This is a genomic window from Fodinibius sp. GM108 (assembly GCF_058386985.1).
The window spans coordinates 34,397-51,664 of the sequence record NZ_JBYEIR010000011.1; the positions used below are offsets into that span (position 1 = coordinate 34,397).

Here is a 17,268-nt window from a genome sequence, read left to right on the forward strand (position 1 = left end):
ACTTATGAAGAGGATAATTCTTTTAAGTTTGTATGGTATCGCATTTCTATTGATGATATCTAGCCAGGAGCTGGATGCCCAGTCTCGGTATGGTGAAGTTGATTTTGATGTTTCTTGTAAGGAGGATGTCCAGGCTGATTTCGATCGGGCCCTGGCCATGTTGCACAATATGATGTATGAGACGGCGCGGAAAGATTTTGCCGATATAACCAAAGCCGATCCGAATTGTGCAATGGCCTACTGGGGAGTAGCAACTACATTATTCCAACCACTTTGGGGCACGAGACCTAGTGGGGATGATTTGCAACAGGGTTGGAAGAACAGCAGTAAGGCCTTAGAACTGGTAAATTCGGAGCGGGAGAAACTACTGGTCGAATCTACAGCAGCTTTTTTCCGCGATCCCGAAGATGCTGATTTTTGGACGCGTATCGATCGCTGGGCGGATGGCATGGAAACTGCTTATGAAGCATATCCTGACGACGAAGACATTACTGCTTTATATGGGTTGTCACTTTTGACCATAGCTCAACGTGCTGATGATAGGAATCCATGTCATGACGAAGCAGAGAAAATTCTTCGCGAAGTTTATGAGGATATTCCTACCCACCCCGGAGCCATACACTACAGTATTCACGCCACAGACGTTGACGGGCGTGCTGAAAATGCGTTGGATATGGTAGAAGCTTATGGTAAAATTGCCCCGGATGTACCACATGCTTTGCATATGCCTACTCATATATATGTACGGTTGGGCGATTGGTCTGAAGTAATCAACTGGAATAAAAAATCTGCCGAGGCTGCTCTGAATCATCCGGTAGATGGTGCTATATCACACCACTATGCACACGCCATTGATTATCTGGTTTATGCCTATTTGCAAAGGGGAGAAGATAGTAAAGCGGAAACTGTTGCAGAAGAAGTCTGGTCTCGAGATCCACACCAGGGTTCCTTTGTTGCTTCATTTCACATGGCTGCAATACCTGCCCGAATAGCAGTAGAGCAGGGTGACTGGGAAAAAGCTGTAGACTTAGAGCCGCGTACTCCTGAATATTTACCCTGGGATGCATCGCCCTGGGCCGAAGGCTTAACCTGGCTTGCAAAAGGACTGGGTGCTGCTCATTCCGGTGATCTGGAAACTGCAAGCAAAGCTGAACAGCGACTTGAAGAACTTCGAGATGGGGCAAAAAAAGAAGGTGCTCAGGATATGGCTAACTATATCGAAGTAGACCGCCAAATACTATCTGGATGGATAGCACATAAACAAGGAGAGCAAGATAAAGCTATTGAGCTGTTAAAGTCGGCTGCCGACCTTGAGGATGCTGTTGAAAAACATCCGGTTACTCCGGGAGCACTGCTACCCCCGAACGAAGCTCTCGGTGATTTATATATGGAACTCGATCGTCCTAAAGAAGCACTTAAGGCTTATGAAGCCTCCGATTCCATTTGGCCGGGACGCTACAATACCCTGCTTGGTGCTGCACGTGCGGCAAACAAAGCCGGTGACAAACTTACCGCCCAAGATTACTATGAGCGATTACTGGCCAGTGTCGGTGAATCAGAGCGCCCTGAAATTAGCGAAGCCAAAAGCTTTGCAGAGGGAGGGGAGTAAGTATAGACGGAAATAATGAGGGGATAGATTCAATAATTTTATTACCTAATATGAAGAAATTAATTAGAGTTAAGGAAAAGGATAGAGAATGTTATGGCAGACCCGAAAACAATAAAAGAAGCTTTTGAACGAAATCAGCAGGCCTTAGAGCTCCGTCCATCCAAGGCCAAAAGCACAGCGGTAACCAAAGTACGTTTATTTGATGGTACTACTTGTGAGGTAGAACATAAACATTGGAAGTTCAAAGTGGATATTGGAAAAGCAGAAGGTGGTAATGACGCTGGGCCGGGACCGGGAATATTAGAGCGCGGCGCGTTGGGAAGCTGCCTGGCAATAGCATACTCACAAAGAGCTGCTGTACTGGATATCCCCATTGACAAAATTGAGGTGGATGTAGAGTCGGATTTTGATGCCCGGGGAATGTTGCATCTCAGTGACCAGCCGCCCGGTTTTGATGCGCTGCGGTATAAAGTATATATCGAAAGTCCGGCACCAGAGGCAGAGATTATGCAGATGATAGAAGAAGCAGATGCTCACAGTCCGGTGCTCGATGATTTTAAACGAGCTATACCGGTAGAACGAGAAGTGAATATTAAATCTATGACGGAAAAATCATCATGAAATCCAATATTCTGCAGCGTTTTTTGGCATTGTTTAAACCATCTGCGCCGGATCCGGAGTTTATTGCTCAACAGCTCCGAAAACCTTCGGGCGAATATGCAAAAGAGGTTGGAGATAACATGGACAAGGTTAATGAAGCACTCTATGATTTAACGCTGGAGGTGATGGAGCCCCAACCCGGTGACCGAATTCTGGAGATAGGCTTTGGCACCGGTAAGTTTTTTAACAAGCTGGTTACCAGGGAAAAGGACCTATACGTGAGCGGAATAGATTATTCTGAAGAGATGGTTGAAATTGCAAAGAATAATAACCTGAACTCGATGACTTCGGGAAAACTGGACTTGCGGTTGGGCAGCAGCGATGCTATTCCTTTCCCCGACGGGTATTTTAACAAGATATATTGCAATATGGTGATTTATTTTTGGGATCAGCCAGAAAAACATCTGAAGGAGGTCCGCCGCGTACTTAAACCAGGTGGAAGATTTTGTACCGGAATACGAAGTCGTAAGAGTATGACTTCTTTTCCTTTTGTAAAGCATGGATTCAATCTTTATGGAAGAATAGAGTGGAAGAACATCTTAAAGGAAAATGGATTTTTCCCCCTGGAGACACGAAAGCAGCTGGATTCACCCATTGAGTTTAATGGAGATCAGCTGCAGCTTGAATCCTATTGTGTAGTAGCAATGAAAGAGAGCTGATCAGAGTCAATTGGATTGCATTTTTAACCTATAAACCCATAATTAATCATGAGACCGGAATTACAACGAAGAGTCCAACGCTATGGATGGGATTATTCTTCTCCCCATTATGAAAAAGGATGGCAAAATCAGCTGCGGCCGGCTCAACAACGGTTGCTCAATGCCGTTGCTATACAGCCGGGAGAGAAGGTCCTGGATATATCCTGTGGTACTGGACTGGTAACGTTTCCCATAGCAGCAGAAGTTGGCCCCAACGGTTCGGTGACAGGTATCGATCTGTCGGAAGGAATGATTGAAAAGGCAACGGATGAAGCTGATGCAATGGAGCTCTCAAATGTGAACTTTGAACATATGGATGCCGAAGAGCTAACCTTGCCTGACTCTTCATTTGATGTCGCCATTAATTCGCTTGGATTGATGTATTATCCCAATCCTGATAAAGCAATACAGGAAATGTATCGGATTCTTAAGCCCGGGGGACGTGCAGCCGCGCTTGTTTGGGGACGACGTAGTGCCTGCGGATGGGCCGAAATTTTCCCCATTGTAGATCGACAAGTGGAATCGGATGTGTGTCCTCTTTTCTTTCAGATGGGAACCGGAAATAACTTGCAGAATGAATTTCAAAAAGCCGGCTTTCAAAATATCAGTATGGATCGGTTTGAGGTTGATTTACCCTATCAAACTGATGAAGAAGCGATAGTAGGTGCTTTTTTAGGCGGAGCCGTAGCACTGGCCTATCGCAAATTTGGTGAGAAAACGAAAGAAGTAGTGCATTCAGAGTATATTGAATCTATCAAACCGTATAGAAATGAATCCGGATACAAGATACCGGGAGAGTTCGTGATTGTTACTGGAGAGAAAATATAACTCTGTCAGCTATTACTTTAATACCACATTAACTTAAAAAGATAGAGGAGAGTCATGCCTAAATATGTCATAGAACGAAATGTACCTGGCGTCCATAAACTTGTGGGACGTGATAGAAAAGCTGCAGCAATGAAGTCGCTGCGGGCACTCAAAGAAATTGGACCGGATATTCAGTGGATCCATTCGTATGTAAGTGAAGATAAAACGCATTGTGTTTATGTCGCTCCCAATGAGGAGATGATTATGGAACACGCCCGTCGTAGTGGATTCCCGGCTGATAAGATTTCAAGGGTCGATTATATCATGGAACCGGTAACGGCCGAAGATTCAGTAGCAGTACCGAAATGAAATCAAGCGAGACTTGCCAGGTTTTCAAAACTTGGCAAGTCCAATTATAAACAAAACTATTTACTGCTTATTAAATAACAAGCTAAGATAATTGTGATAATGCGATAGCTGCTGGGCAATGATTTTATTTTCATTCAGGGATTGAGATAAAACAAATGCTCCCTCAAATATCACCATCAGCATATCTGCCAGACTTTCAAGATCTACCTCCTTACGTGAAGGATACTGTTGTTCAATACTTTTGAGTTTATCAAGAACTCTTGAGCGCCATAGCAGCATTGATTCATGTATGATATCCAATATATCGCTGTCGAATAGTTCTGATTGCTGAAGGTACGAGGCAAAAAGGCATCCAGGAAACGGTTCTTCTAGTGATTCTATCTCTTGCTCAAAAAGCTTTATAAAAATAAGCAATTGGTGCAGTGGATCCTCACTAAGACCTTCAGCTTTAACAAGCGTTTCCTCCAGGTGTTCGGCATCCTCTTCTGCATATCGCTGAACCAGTTTATGACCAAGTTCAGCTTTACTGGAGAAGTGATGAAAAAAAGCACCCTTGCTGACTCCAGCTTTTTCAATGACCGAATCAATAGTCGTACCTCCAAACCCGTTATCCAGGATAAGGGATTGGGCGGCATCCATAATCTTACTACGTGTATTTTCTGAATTCTTTTTCATAGATCGAATTATAACATACTAGTTGGTATGTTGCAATCTTAAGTGTCAGCAGCCCTTTAATTGCTGCTTAAATAATTTTATAGGGAAACAAAAGCCATAAAATAAAATTTAATTTGACTATTGTATCTCTTTTTACTTAACATACCGACTAGTTGGTATGTTAATTCATTATTAAGGAGGAAGATATGTGTAATCCAGCAATCACGATGCCTCAAACGGCAAGTACTGAAACAGGTTTTGATGAGTGGTTTGTCACTGCATTGAATAGCGGTGCTTTAATGTTGATGATTTCAATTGGCCATCGTACCCGACTGTTTGATACAATGGCTCAAACAGGATGGACCAATAGCGAAGAATTGGCTGAAAAGGCTGGTTTAAATGAGCGATATGTAAGAGAATGGCTGGGAGCGATGGCTACAGGAGGTGTCGTACAGGTAGATGAATCCGATAGCTACCGATTGCCTCCGGAGCACGCTCAGTTTTTAACCCGTGATACAGAACTTGATAATCTGGCTGCCATGTCGCAGTGGATTTCGGTGATGGGCAGCGTTGAAGATGACGTTGTTACATGTTTCCGCAACGGCGGAGGTGTACCCTATGAAAAATATGATCGATTTCATGATGTGATGGCCGAAGACAGTGGAATGACTGTGCTGGATGCGCTTGAAGATCACATTCTGCCGTTAGTTCCGGAGCTTACAGAAAAACTTCAAAAAGGCATTTCTGTTTTAGATGTTGGGTGTGGCCGCGGCAAAGCAATGTTGAAACTGGCTGAGATGTTCCCGAAAAGCAAATTCAAAGGCCTGGATCTTTCAGAAGAAGCTATCAGCTGGGCCAGGAGCGAAGCTGATAATAGAAGTTTAGATAACATAGAGTTTGAGGTCCGCGATGCCAGTGATTTTGATAAGACGGCCGAACCGGATACCTATGACCTTGTAACGACTTTCGATGCCATCCATGATCAGGCAAATCCACTTTCCGTATTGACAGGTATCAAGCGAACGCTAAAGCAGGGTGGTTTGTACCTGATGCAGGATATTCATTCCATGGGACACGTGCATAAAAATATGGATCACCCGCTGGGTCCGGCACTTTACACTGTCTCAACAATGCATTGCATGTCTGTTTCACTTGCTCAGGGCGGAGATGGACTTGGTGCTATGTGGGGCCGTGAGAAAGCACAGGAACTCCTGAATAAAGCGGGATTTGAAGACATCGAGATCCACCGGCTGGAGCATGATATCCAGAATGATTACTACGTGATGAAAAAATGATGCTATTAAGAATCCCCAGGCTCTAAGGCTTGCTAAGTTTCAAAAAACTTAGCAAGCCTAATATTTAGTCGCTCATTTCCTCTGCCGCCTGAAGTGCCCGATGAACATTTACTACACCATCCGAACTCGATAGCTCATGAAATAAAACAGTTTCGGACTCTTCGGGATTACCTTCGTGAGGCAGGCGAACTTCCTGATCAGGATACCGAACAACATTATCCAATATAATCTGTCGGATTTGTTGAGGAGAAAGTTCCGGATAGTAAGCCATGATCAGAGCAGCGGTACCAGCTACCACCGGCGAAGCCATGCTCGTACCTTCCTGGAATTCATACTCGTTATCGGGCATCGTGGAGTATATATCAACACCCGGTGCAAAAAGATCGACGGTTTCTTCGCCGTAGTTGCTAAAATTGGCAACAAATTCTTCATTGGGTTTCCAGGTTGTAGCTCCCACACCAAGCCAGAGTGTAGCTGATGAGTCGCTGAACATTCCGCCATAATTATCGGTAGGATAGCTGGAGCTCTGATCCGAATTCTTAGCTTCATTACCAGCACCGTGAACCATCAAGACACCATTATCATCAGCGTATTTTATAGCCTCATTGACAACTTCTTTGTGAGGTGAATAGCCTTTACCGAAACTCATGTTGATGATATCGGCTCCGTTATCCACGGCATAGCGGATGGCATTGGCCACATCTTTATCTCGTTCGTCTCCGTTGGGAACGGCGCGGATCGCCATAATTCGTGTGTTGGTAGCAACCCCGTTTACGCCCACGCCGTTATTTCTTTCGGCAGCAACAATTCCCGCAACGTGGGTCCCATGACTCGGATCCGGACCGGCGACATCATTATTGCCGTATACACGCTCCGTTTTGTTTTCATAGTTATCGCCCACAATATCCCGGGGATCGAACTCAGGGTTGTAACCGTATTTAGCAAATTCGTAAATCTGTTTCTTTTGATCTGCAATGAGGGTAGAGTCGATTTCATTTTCCAGCACATAGGTCATTACGTTTTTGGCAAAACCAACTTCTTGATTGGCGGGCTCCAGCTCAACAACATCTTCATAGCTGTAGGTGGTATCGCCGAAATGTTCTTGCAGGATCTGTTCCGCCTCTTCCTTGCTCTGTTCCAGAGATTCAATATTATTATACTGTTGTTCCAGCTCTTTGACCTTATCCTCATACGCCGATCTTATCTCTTTGTAATAGGCGAACTGCTCTTGTTCTTCCTGACTTAGCGAAGTTGTATCAACATCACTGAATTGCGGCTGCAGCTGCTGATATAGCCTCGTAAGCTCAAATGTATCATGGTTAACATTATCCCCGTCTTCACCGCCAATAAAATTCCATCCGTGCACGTCATCCACATAGCCGTTTCCATCATCGTCTTCACCGTTATCTGGTATCTCATCCTCATTAACCCACATCACGTTTTGCAAGTCTTCGTGCTCGGCATCAACTCCGCCGTCAATGACCGCAACAACCACTTCTTTTTCGGGAGACTTGTCACTGAGGATCGTTTCATAAGCCAGCTGACTGCTAATACCGCGAAACTGACTTTCTTCTTCATCCAGATGGTGCCAGCCTTTGGGCGGTTCCAGCATCGTAGAAAAGTCAACAGGTTCTTCTTGTGTTTGCTGTTCTTTTTCGGGAGTGGAATCAGGCTGTGTAGCTGGTTCTGTTGTAGAACAGCTGTAAAAGATGATTGAAAGAGCGAGTATTAATAGCGATTGTTTATTCATGGAATCAGCGTGCATTAATTTATTGGGAGAATATTTTGTGCATTTACTCTACTTCATCTACGCTTTCAATTAGCTGTTCAGAAGCAGTTTCCAGAGCCGCAAATATCGACTCCGACGTTGTTTTACTTAGCCATTGGCCTGCCTCTGTATCATAGAAAGAAACATATTTTTCAAGCGAAGTATTATCTATACCGTGATATTTTGTCAACAGGTGATTGGTAACTTGATCATTAACCTGTGCTTTCATCTGATTACGAAAATTTTGGGCAAAACCGTCAATTTGACTGCTGGAAAATGATTGTTGTGTGCTAAGTTCGCTAAAAGCATTAATCATAGCTCTAAAGATGATTACTCGTGATTCTATTTCTGTATCAGCAGCTGATGTTCTTTGAGCCAGAGATTGTATCAGTTGGATTCGTTCTTGCCCGGGCGGATTTTGCTCCAGTTCGTATTTGCTGACAATCCGTTTGCGGGTACCCTGAATTGTATAGAACTCCTTTTCGGCCTCATGGACTTCCTGTGTATTTTCATCTTCCAGCCAGACCATAACCGATTCAGCATACTGGGGATCAAATTTTTTATCAAATGTATTACGTATAGATTGTAGCGTCGATTCAGGTTCAAAAGCTTCTGAGTATAGCTCCATCAATCTTTCATTTTGCTGGGCCGGCAACCCAAAGGGATTTTGGGAAAACTGCATCTCCAATTCATCTATTGGCTGATTAAGTTCTCCGCTAACACTGGTTTCTTCAATTATAACATCAATCGTTTCGGCAGTTGTCATCGTCTGCGATTGAGCCATCAACATAGCAGGTAATAGCGCAACAAAAATAGCAATGAAAATAAGACGATAATTGATCATGATATATGTGATAATGATTTACAGATCTGCTGATAAATTAAAAGCTAAGAATAATTTATTAGTGCGGAAAGAACTTTTATTCAATACTATTTTAGCTAAATATCTTATGTGGTTTAATGAGTGTTTTATTAATCCTTAATGAAATATTTTGTTCTGTAAATAAAATAAAAATAGTAACTTGGGGATTATCTGGAACTTTTGAATCCGCGACTACCTGATTGCTTCTCTGAAAGAAACAATCTGTGGATAAACAACATAGATAGCAAAAACAAAAAATTAGAGGGAGATATGAATGAAGAAAGTTATTTATTACCCGGGATAAAGATGGCTTCTCTGATGCTGCTGATATTAGTCGCAATTTCGACTATGTCATGTGAGCAAAAATCAGAAGGTCAAAATTTGTTTAGCGATCAAATGGCCCCGCTGTTGGAAGGGATGGGAGATCATCATTTTGATGTATCACTGGAGGATACTCTGGCCAGAAAATACTTTGATCAAGCCATAATGCTGACTTACGGTTTTAACCATAAAGAAGCCGAACGATCATTTCGCCAGGTTACAGAATTGGAGCCTGACCATCCGATGGCCTGGTGGGGGGTAGCTTTAGTGCAGGGACCAAATCTGAATTTACCGATGCTGCCCGAGTCCGTTCCCGTGGCGTGGGAAGCTATCCAAAAAGCCAAAGAGCTTAGGGATAACGGAACAGAGCGAGAGCGTGAATATATTGATGCCCTGGCAAAACGTTATTCCGAAAGTCCGCCTGAGGATCGTACGCCGCTGGATGAAGCCTATGCCGAGGCAATGGAGAAAGTAGCCGAAAAATATCCCGATGATCTGGATGCACAAGTGTTGTATGCTGAGGCATTGATGGATCTGCATCCGTGGGATTTCTGGACAAAAGAAAAAGAGATACAGCCATGGACACCGGAAATTTTGGAGGTATTGGAGCAGGTGATAGAAAAGAATCCCGATCACCCGATGGCCAATCATTTGTACATCCATGCAACAGAGGCGTCGCCCAATCCCGAAAAAGCGCTGGAGAGTGCAAATAGACTTGGCGATGCTGTACCCGGTGCAGGACACTTAGTGCATATGCCGGCTCACACCTATATTCGCCTGGGTATGTATCATGAAGGATCACTGGCTAATCAGCGGGCGATTGAGTCGGATAATGAATATGTGGCTCAATGTCATCAGCAGGGTATTTATCCAATAGGATATATACCCCACAATCATCACTTTTTGTGGGCCACTGCTACATTGGAGGGACGGAAAAAGTTAAGTATGGAAGCCGCTAAGCATACTTTCGAACATGTTGATACAGAGATTATGCGGGCGCCGGGTATGGGAATACTTCAGCATTTCTGGACTATTCCGCTGTACGGAAATGTGCGATTTGGAGAGTGGGATGAAATTTTGGCTACACCAGAACCAGACCATGACCTGCGCTATCCTCGCGGTGTCTGGCATTATGCACGTGGTATGGCGTATGTTGCCAGCGCAGAAATCGAAAATGCAGAGCAAGAGCTGGAAAAATTACATACCATTGCTGATGACGATTCTCTGAAGGAAGTTATAATTATGAATAATGCTTATGATTTGATGCAAGTGGCCAAACGCGTTTTGGAGGGAGAAATAGCAGCTGCCAATCAAGAATATGACAGAGCGGTCGAGTTATTGAACGAAGCAATTGCTATAGAGGATCAGATGAGCTATAACGAACCGCCGGACTGGTTTTTCCCGGTGCGGCACAATCTCGGTGCCGTCTTGCTTGATGCTCAAAAACCAGTCGAAGCAGAGCGGGTATATCGTACAGATCTTCTGGAGTTTCCGAATAATGGTTGGTCATTGTTTGGATTGCATCAAAGTTTGATGGCGCAGGGACGAACAGAAGAAGCTCAAAAGGTGAGAAAACAGTTCGATGAGGCCTGGAAATATGCCGATATTGAATTGACTACTACCCGGATATTGGATTCCCCCAAAGAAAAGATGGGTTATTTGAATGAATAAATTAGAGGCAACTGACAAGGCGCCGGCGACTTTAGCCGGTGTCTTTTTGTCTTAGTTATATTTGTGCCATTAACCGGTTTAGTTGTGAGGGAGTTGTACTCCCAAACAGGAGTTACTGTCTATTTTTTGTCACCAAAAACGGATTGTTGGCTCTAAGCGTCGGTTTGGAGTATCATTTCTGTGAAAACATTTCGCTGACTAGTGCTTTTGCGATTCACCGGTCATGGGAACAAAGCGAACCGGGATTTTTCGATGTGATTCTATTTCACCATCTTTGGATTTTGTGACTTTTGTTAAAAACTGCGCCTCGTCAGTGCTGCCAACTGGTCCAACTAAAATGCCTCCCGGTTTTAGCTGTTCAATTAATGGTTTGGGAATTTCTTCAGGAGCCGCCGTCAATATAATGGCATCGAAGGGGGCGTGTTCTGGCCATCCTTTGTATCCATCGCCAATCTTGGTTTCAATTGTATGGTAGCCTAATTCATCAAATCTCTGACGTGCTTGTTCTCCCAGTGGTTCAACAATTTCGATAGTATATACATACGGGGTTAATTCGGATAACACCGCTGCCTGATATCCACTGCCGGTGCCGATTTCCAGAACTTTTTCACCAGCTTCAAGGTCCAGCATTTCGGTCATATAAGCCACAATATAGGGCTGTGATATTGTTTGGTCGTGACCGATGGGCAGCGGTCGATTTAGATAAGCATGCTCTTGATAGGGACGCGGTACAAACAGGTGCCGGGGTACGTTTCTCATGGCCTCGAGTACATCGGGATCGGTAACACCCTGTTGCTTGATACCCTTTTCCACCATTTCGTGCCGATCATCTTCACGCTCGGAGAAACGCGGACGATTCCATTCGACAGTATCGGCTGGTGTATCAATTGTGGCATTTTCGTGGAAAGGCTGGGGAGCTCTGTCATCCGAAAAAAACCAGCCTATAGTGCTTATGAGAAAAAGGCAAAGAAGTAAGTTTTGAGTAATTTTCATGGTGATCTCCTTGTTTTATTCTGTTTTTAAAACGATAAACAGAACATCTTTAGTTCATCTTAATGTGGGTACGCTTGCCTTTCCGCAATTGAAGAACTAAAATTGGGAAACAGGCTGAAAGAGAAATAATAATAGTACTATGGATTATAAAGAGCTTCGGAAAAAAATCGATCACGCACGCAGTTTGGAAAATCCGCCTCCTCCGATACCATTTGAGGATTTTCGGGAGCTGATACAAAATAGAGCAAATGATGAGAGAAATTTTCTAACCTATATTGATGAAGATGATAATCGGACGGAACTAAGCTATTCAGAATTTTTTCAGCTAGTATTAAACTGTGCTCGTTTTTTGCAGGATTCGGGATTGAGTCAGGGAGACAGAATTGCCACAATTTCTCATAATCACTGGCATACCGTAGTCCATTATTTTGCGGCCTGGCTGTTGGGATTGGTAGTGGTGCCGGTCAGCCTTAGCGAAGATGATGAGCGGATTGCCTATATTCTTGAAAACGGTCAGGTAGAGCTGGCTTTTGTACGTACAGACTACCGGGATCGTCTTCGCGGTGTGTTGGAAACGTATGACAATTTAAAACATATCGAATGGATTGTTTGTGAGGAAAGAGAAGACACGTTCACCAAAGCCGAGGGAGAATTAGATATTCCTGATGATTCTATGGCCGAATCAGAGGCATTTATAGTGTTTACATCAGGTACTACCGGCGCGCCAAAAGGTGTGGTATTGAGTCAGCGTAACTTGCTGGAGGATGCACGAAGCATTGCTGATTGGCATGAGATTGATGAAGATACGTGCATGATGTGTGTGTTGCCTATTCATCACGTGAACGGGACCGTAGTCACGTTAATCACTCCTTTTTTTGCTGGCGGATCTACGGTGCTGAATCAGCGGTTCCGGGTCAGTCGCTATTTTCCCATTATCGAAGAAGAGGGTGTACATATTGTGAGCATGGTGCCGACACTACTTCAGTATCTCAACAATTATTATAAAGATGAAGAACAGCCAGACACTTCTACATTACACCATGTGATCTGCGGTGCGGGTCCTTTGACCATCAAAGTTGCCGAAACGTTCGAAGAGCGATTTGATATTCCTATTATTCACGGATATGGACTTTCGGAGACTACCTGTTACTCCTGTTTTCTGCCTGTTGATTTGGACGAAGAAGAGCATAAAAAGTGGATATCAGACTATGGATATCCCAGTATAGGTATACCTATTCCGGCAAATGAAATGGCTATTCATGATGAGAATGGTAATGATCTTGATGAAGGGGAGCGCGGTGAAATTGTTGTCCGTGGTGTGAACGTGATGCTGGAATACTATAATAATCAGGAAGCGAATGAAGAAACGTTCAAGCACGGCTGGTTTCGCAGCGGCGACGAAGGTTTTTATGTAAAAGATGAGGAGGGTTGTCCTTACTTTTTTATTACCGGTCGTCTTAAGGAGTTGATTATTCGCGGCGGGGTAAATCTGGCTCCGTTAGAGATCGATGAAGTGATCAACAAGGCGCCCGGCGTTAAGGCGGGGATCGCCGTGGGATTTGAAAACGAGTGGTACGGTGAAGAAGTGGGGGCATACGTTCAGCTTAAAGAGGGAGCTGACGAAAATGAAGAGGCAATCCTGGAATTTTGCAGGCAGCATTTGCCGTTTTCAAAGTCTCCCAAAGTGGTAGTTTTTGGAGATGATATTCCGGTGACATCAACGGGGAAATATCAGCGTCGAAAGGTGACACATCATTTTGAGCAGTGGAAAGATGTACAATTTAAAGAGGATTAATCCATGTTAGGATTTTCTGATTCCTGAAACTTGCACCCTTCATCACAATAAACACAATAAAATTTGCCCCTAACGTCGTTATTACTTAAGGTTTAGGAAACATTATCTACGTTACGGTTAAAAAAGTTAGAGGTCTCCATGAGTCATTCACTTAATCTCGATCTTTTTACGCGTGTTCAATCTGATTTTGAATCCCAGCAATACAAGATTCTTGCAGCGCTTAAAGCGGTATCAGATGATTTTCAGATGAACAAGATATATCCGCACTTAAGTCATTTGGTGGATCTGTACAAAACGCTTGATGATATTCTGAATCGACTGCGTGATCTTCGTAATGAGTTCCCCAAGCGGATTAAAAAGATCGACTTTGTGAACGAAGTAATAGAGCATGAGGTCGTGTTTGTAGATGGTGAGGACCTTTCTAAGGTAGAGGATTTAATTGAATGGGCTTTGCCGCAGATAAAGGCAAAAATCGAAGAAGGGAAAGCTATCTATGAGTTTGTAGATGATGAAATCAAGCTTGAAGAGGTGGGGATTGTCCCCAATTATACCGATGAGGGTTATTTCTTTGTACCTGATAACGAGGAGTCAAAATTGTTGTTATTCGAGTATGAACTTACTGTTTTTGAAAGTTCTCAGGACAAATATCGGTCACTGAAAACGGCCTTTTTGAAGGGGCTGGATAAAAAAGGAGCTCACCGTTCGCCGAATGCCATTAAGTTGCAGCTTATAGATGAGCATAAAAAGTTGCCCAATCCCGCTACGTATGCTTTTGACACAGATCTCGATTTTCCTTTTCGCGAAACAATTTTTCCGATTACCAAGCGAAAACTTTTGCAGCAGCTCTATGGGTAGTCATGAGTTGTGAGTTTTGAGTCATGAGAGTGGTGTGAAAGCTGCATCATACTATTTGCTCTCTAGTTTTTTTGAAAATGTAAAGATCATTTTTTGAAGCTCATTTATCTCTTGACATAGCTTTTTGCTTTTACCTTCTGTTACAAAACCAAGATTGGTAGCAATAATCAGTTGTGTTTCAAGCTCATATGAAGATCCATATGATAGACTTAAGAACCGTTTGAAATCTTTCTTTGTATTCCGTCCGGCTCCTTCAGCAATATTTGATCCTATAGAAACAACACATCGCCGTAGTTGGGAAACAAGGCCATACTTTTCTTCAGCAGGAAAATTAGAAGTGATTTTATAAATTTGAGTGGCTAATGGGACTGCTCTTTTCCAGATTTCCAGATTTTTAAATCTATTCATAATTTTTCAGTCTTACGTTTAAGATTGTTTTATATGTAAGACCGATAACCTAATTCTTCCTTACGAAAAATCTTCTACACATCCCTACAACTCAAGACTCACGACTCAAGACTGCCTTACTACCGCCAACGTACACCGCGACACACAAACCAGCTTCTCATCTTGGTTATAAATTTTGATCTCCCAGACCTGTGTTTGTCGCCCCCGGTGGATGGGTTTTGCCACTCCCATAACTTTTCCGCCTTTCTTGACAGCACGCATGTGATTAGCATTAATTTCTATTCCTACAGCTGATTTCCCTTCCTCTTTGATATTCAGCCATGCTCCTATAGACGCCAGTGTCTCTGCCAGGGCAACAGAGGCTCCACCGTGTAGCAGTCCGAATGGCTGAATGGTATTTTCATCGACCGGCATGGTGGCTTTTACTTCATCCTCTTTAAAGGAAGTAAAAGTGATCCCCATGGCATCACCCATATTTTTCTCAGAGATATCGAGGAACTTTTTAACGCGATTTTCAATATTGGGTTGGATATACATAAACTATTCTGTTACAATTGATTAGTGGAAGTTAAGATAATTATAATGGCGCAATAAAAAATTTAAACAGACTTTTAAATCATCCATATTCGTTTAAGTTAACAAAGGGTGTCATCATCAACTAAACAGAGTAGAGCTATGGCTTACGATCCGACTACTATTATTGCAGAAATTGAAAAGGGACTCGAAAAGCACGACAAGGAAGTTTTTATTTCTACCAAGCGAAACGGAAAATGGGTAGACACGTCCAAATCAGAATTCCGTGAAAAAGTCCGCAACTTTGCATTGGGTTTGTATGAGCTGGGTATTCGCCAAGGGGATAAGGTGAGCCTGCATTCAGAAAACAGTGCCGAATGGGTGATTTGTGACCAGGCGATTCTCTCTATCGGCGCCGTTAATGTTCCGATATATACTACCCAGCCCGGAGAACAAATTAAATACATTCTCAAAAATTCCGAAGCTAAAGTTCATATCGTCTCGAATGATGAACTGTTTGCCGATACAAAGTCGATCATCAAAGGTATTGAAAACGTTAAGGCGGTTATATCAATTTTGGGATCAAAGCATGAGAAGCTTAAAACGTTTGATGCTATCCTGGAAAAGGGAAAGCAAAAGCATGACGAAAACCCTGAACTTTTTGAAGAGCTTAGGGCAAATGTTAAACCTGATGATCTGGCATCACTTATATATACTTCCGGCACGACAGGGGATCCCAAAGGAGTGATGCTCACCCACAATAATATTGCCTCTAATTTGCTGGCTTCGCTGGAACGTGTGCCTTTTGATGAGACGGTACGCGAAGACGAACGAATGCTTTCGTATTTACCGCTCTCCCACGTATTTGAACGGATGATTACCTATCTGTATCTGAACATGGGATATCCGATATATTACATTGAAGATGTTGATGATATACGAGAAGATTTTGCGCGAATAAAACCGTACTATTTTGCTACGGTACCGAGATTATTGGAGAAGATTCATACCGGTGTTAAAGTAAAGGGACAGGAATTCAGCGGACTGAGAAAACGGCTGTATTACTGGGCTATTGATCGGGCCGAGAATTATGATCCTGAAAATCCGCCAAGCGGATTCGATGCCATAAAGCACAAAATTGCCGATAAATTGGTTTATTCTAAAATTCGGGACATGTTCGGCGGAAATCTGCTTGGCATGGTAAGTGGCGGCGCAGCGCTTTCTGATAATTTATTTCGGTTTATGAATGCCCTGGGATTTATCTGCATGCAGGGATATGGACTTACAGAAACTTCGCCGGTACTGTCAGTACACGATAAAAATCACATGCGCGTGGGCAGTTCGGGAACTCCTCTTTCCAATGTGGATATTAGGATTGCCGATGATGGTGAGATATTAGCCAAAGGACCCAATGTGATGGAAGGGTACTATAACAATCCCGAGAAAACAGAAGAAGTTTTTAATGAGGATGGTTGGTTCATGACCGGAGATGTAGGCAAGCTCGAGGATAACTACCTGTATATTACCGACCGCAAAAAATCGGTATTCAAGCTTTCTACAGGTAAATATGTAGCTCCGCAGACAGTGGAAAACCTGTTAAGTGAAAGCGGCTTTATAGATCAGGCGATGGTGATTGGATATCAGCGGAAATTCTGTTCAGCACTGATTGTACCTGATTATGAAAACGTCAAGAAGCGATTGAAAGGGCGCGGAAAATCTGTTTCTGAACCTATCAATGAAGATCCTGATGTCCGGAATCTGATTCAGAGCGAAGTAGATAAAGTGAACAGCCAGCTTTCGCCTTGGGAAACAGTTAAAAAGTTCGTGCTTCTCGAAACGCCATTTTCTATTGATTCGGGAGAACTTACCCCAACACTAAAAGTTAAACGACCAGTGGTGAAAGAACGTTATGAGGATGAAATAGAATCAATGTATGACGAGGAGAAAAAAGAAACGGCTTAACATTCAGGCAGGTTAAATCTTATCATCT

General features: G+C 43.2%; 16 protein-coding genes. 10 read left to right on the forward strand and 6 right to left on the reverse strand.

The annotated features are described in order from the left end of the window. The first annotated feature begins 4 nt into the window (after nucleotides 1-4). The 5 genes from ACT3ID_RS17070 (at nucleotide 5) to ACT3ID_RS17090 (ending at nucleotide 4,143) form a co-directional block, all read left to right on the forward strand. Nucleotides 5-1,609, forward strand: a complete 1,605-nt coding sequence (locus ACT3ID_RS17070) for a tetratricopeptide repeat protein (protein WP_491543273.1) — start codon at nucleotides 5-7, stop codon at nucleotides 1,607-1,609. A gap of 93 nt (nucleotides 1,610-1,702) precedes the next feature. Next, nucleotides 1,703-2,230 (forward strand): OsmC family protein, encoded by a 528-nt coding sequence (locus ACT3ID_RS17075; protein WP_491543274.1) that lies wholly within the window; start codon nucleotides 1,703-1,705, stop codon nucleotides 2,228-2,230. Beyond that, nucleotides 2,227-2,928: a class I SAM-dependent methyltransferase gene (locus tag ACT3ID_RS17080; protein WP_491543275.1), complete on the forward strand. Its 702-nt coding sequence runs from the start codon at nucleotides 2,227-2,229 to the stop codon at nucleotides 2,926-2,928. Before ACT3ID_RS17075 ends, ACT3ID_RS17080 begins: the two co-directional genes overlap by 4 nt. A gap of 48 nt (nucleotides 2,929-2,976) precedes the next feature. Next, nucleotides 2,977-3,795, forward strand: a complete 819-nt coding sequence (locus tag ACT3ID_RS17085) for a class I SAM-dependent methyltransferase (RefSeq protein WP_491543276.1) — start codon at nucleotides 2,977-2,979, stop codon at nucleotides 3,793-3,795. Between the two features lie 54 nt (nucleotides 3,796-3,849). Then, on the forward strand, nucleotides 3,850-4,143 hold the full coding sequence (locus ACT3ID_RS17090; protein ID WP_491543277.1) for a DUF4242 domain-containing protein: 294 nt from the start codon (nucleotides 3,850-3,852) through the stop codon (nucleotides 4,141-4,143). A gap of 60 nt (nucleotides 4,144-4,203) precedes the next feature. Here ACT3ID_RS17090 and ACT3ID_RS17095 read toward each other — a convergent pair whose 3' ends face one another. Next, entirely contained in the window at nucleotides 4,204-4,818 is a 615-nt protein-coding gene (locus ACT3ID_RS17095; RefSeq protein WP_491543278.1) for a TetR/AcrR family transcriptional regulator, read from the reverse strand. 185 nt (nucleotides 4,819-5,003) lie between these two features. On the opposite strand from ACT3ID_RS17095, the gene ACT3ID_RS17100 reads away from it, so the two are divergent. Further along, the gene (locus tag ACT3ID_RS17100) at nucleotides 5,004-6,092 is read left to right on the forward strand and encodes a class I SAM-dependent methyltransferase (RefSeq protein WP_491543279.1); all 1,089 of its coding nucleotides are present in this window, start codon (nucleotides 5,004-5,006) and stop codon (nucleotides 6,090-6,092) included. 64 nt (nucleotides 6,093-6,156) lie between these two features. Here ACT3ID_RS17100 and ACT3ID_RS17105 read toward each other — a convergent pair whose 3' ends face one another. Together ACT3ID_RS17105 and ACT3ID_RS17110 are read right to left on the reverse strand one after the other, a co-directional pair. After that, nucleotides 6,157-7,842 (reverse strand): S8 family serine peptidase, encoded by a 1,686-nt coding sequence (locus ACT3ID_RS17105; protein ID WP_491543280.1) that lies wholly within the window; start codon nucleotides 7,840-7,842, stop codon nucleotides 6,157-6,159. Nucleotides 7,843-7,885: 43 nt separating this feature from the next. Then, entirely contained in the window at nucleotides 7,886-8,704 is an 819-nt protein-coding gene (locus ACT3ID_RS17110) for a hypothetical protein (protein ID WP_491543281.1), read from the reverse strand. A 288-nt stretch (nucleotides 8,705-8,992) separates the two neighbouring features. Between ACT3ID_RS17110 and ACT3ID_RS17115 the strand changes: the two genes are divergently transcribed. Then, a complete protein-coding gene (locus ACT3ID_RS17115; protein ID WP_491543282.1) occupies nucleotides 8,993-10,714 on the forward strand; it encodes a tetratricopeptide repeat protein in 1,722 nt (573 codons plus the stop codon). A 198-nt stretch (nucleotides 10,715-10,912) separates the two neighbouring features. Here the strand turns inward: ACT3ID_RS17115 and ACT3ID_RS17120 are convergent, their stop codons facing one another. After that, nucleotides 10,913-11,707, reverse strand: a complete 795-nt coding sequence (locus tag ACT3ID_RS17120; protein WP_491543283.1) for a protein-L-isoaspartate(D-aspartate) O-methyltransferase — start codon at nucleotides 11,705-11,707, stop codon at nucleotides 10,913-10,915. Nucleotides 11,708-11,846: 139 nt separating this feature from the next. Here ACT3ID_RS17120 and ACT3ID_RS17125 point away from each other — a divergent pair, with 139 nt between their 5' ends. Continuing rightward, entirely contained in the window at nucleotides 11,847-13,502 is a 1,656-nt protein-coding gene (locus ACT3ID_RS17125) for a class I adenylate-forming enzyme family protein (protein ID WP_491543284.1), read from the forward strand. 138 nt (nucleotides 13,503-13,640) lie between these two features. After that, the gene (locus tag ACT3ID_RS17130) at nucleotides 13,641-14,357 is read left to right on the forward strand and encodes a hypothetical protein (RefSeq protein WP_491543285.1); all 717 of its coding nucleotides are present in this window, start codon (nucleotides 13,641-13,643) and stop codon (nucleotides 14,355-14,357) included. 51 nt (nucleotides 14,358-14,408) lie between these two features. Here ACT3ID_RS17130 and ACT3ID_RS17135 read toward each other — a convergent pair whose 3' ends face one another. Together ACT3ID_RS17135 and ACT3ID_RS17140 are read right to left on the reverse strand one after the other, a co-directional pair. Beyond that, the gene (locus tag ACT3ID_RS17135) at nucleotides 14,409-14,765 is read right to left on the reverse strand and encodes a four helix bundle protein (RefSeq protein WP_491543286.1); all 357 of its coding nucleotides are present in this window, start codon (nucleotides 14,763-14,765) and stop codon (nucleotides 14,409-14,411) included. Between the two features lie 105 nt (nucleotides 14,766-14,870). Continuing rightward, nucleotides 14,871-15,302 carry a hotdog fold thioesterase gene (locus ACT3ID_RS17140; protein ID WP_491543287.1) on the reverse strand — a complete coding sequence of 144 codons (432 nt, stop codon included), beginning with the start codon at nucleotides 15,300-15,302 and terminating at the stop codon, nucleotides 14,871-14,873. 138 nt (nucleotides 15,303-15,440) lie between these two features. On the opposite strand from ACT3ID_RS17140, the gene ACT3ID_RS17145 reads away from it, so the two are divergent. Continuing rightward, nucleotides 15,441-17,240, forward strand: coding sequence for an AMP-dependent synthetase/ligase (locus ACT3ID_RS17145; protein ID WP_491543288.1), 1,800 nt, complete (start codon nucleotides 15,441-15,443; stop codon nucleotides 17,238-17,240). Nucleotides 17,241-17,268: the final 28 nt, after the last annotated feature.

Coding starts and splice junctions, on each gene's coding strand:
- ACT3ID_RS17070 (WP_491543273.1), top strand. CDS start 5: ATGAAGAGGATAATTCTTTTAAGTTTGTATGGTATCGCATTTCTATTG.
- ACT3ID_RS17075 (WP_491543274.1), top strand. CDS start 1,703: ATGGCAGACCCGAAAACAATAAAAGAAGCTTTTGAACGAAATCAGCAG.
- ACT3ID_RS17080 (WP_491543275.1), top strand. CDS start 2,227: ATGAAATCCAATATTCTGCAGCGTTTTTTGGCATTGTTTAAACCATCT.
- ACT3ID_RS17085 (WP_491543276.1), top strand. CDS start 2,977: ATGAGACCGGAATTACAACGAAGAGTCCAACGCTATGGATGGGATTAT.
- ACT3ID_RS17090 (WP_491543277.1), top strand. CDS start 3,850: ATGCCTAAATATGTCATAGAACGAAATGTACCTGGCGTCCATAAACTT.
- ACT3ID_RS17095 (WP_491543278.1), bottom strand. CDS start 4,818: ATGAAAAAGAATTCAGAAAATACACGTAGTAAGATTATGGATGCCGCC.
- ACT3ID_RS17100 (WP_491543279.1), top strand. CDS start 5,004: ATGTGTAATCCAGCAATCACGATGCCTCAAACGGCAAGTACTGAAACA.
- ACT3ID_RS17105 (WP_491543280.1), bottom strand. CDS start 7,842: ATGAATAAACAATCGCTATTAATACTCGCTCTTTCAATCATCTTTTAC.
- ACT3ID_RS17110 (WP_491543281.1), bottom strand. CDS start 8,704: ATGATCAATTATCGTCTTATTTTCATTGCTATTTTTGTTGCGCTATTA.
- ACT3ID_RS17115 (WP_491543282.1), top strand. CDS start 8,993: ATGAATGAAGAAAGTTATTTATTACCCGGGATAAAGATGGCTTCTCTG.
- ACT3ID_RS17120 (WP_491543283.1), bottom strand. CDS start 11,707: ATGAAAATTACTCAAAACTTACTTCTTTGCCTTTTTCTCATAAGCACT.
- ACT3ID_RS17125 (WP_491543284.1), top strand. CDS start 11,847: ATGGATTATAAAGAGCTTCGGAAAAAAATCGATCACGCACGCAGTTTG.
- ACT3ID_RS17130 (WP_491543285.1), top strand. CDS start 13,641: ATGAGTCATTCACTTAATCTCGATCTTTTTACGCGTGTTCAATCTGAT.
- ACT3ID_RS17135 (WP_491543286.1), bottom strand. CDS start 14,765: ATGAATAGATTTAAAAATCTGGAAATCTGGAAAAGAGCAGTCCCATTA.
- ACT3ID_RS17140 (WP_491543287.1), bottom strand. CDS start 15,302: ATGTATATCCAACCCAATATTGAAAATCGCGTTAAAAAGTTCCTCGAT.
- ACT3ID_RS17145 (WP_491543288.1), top strand. CDS start 15,441: ATGGCTTACGATCCGACTACTATTATTGCAGAAATTGAAAAGGGACTC.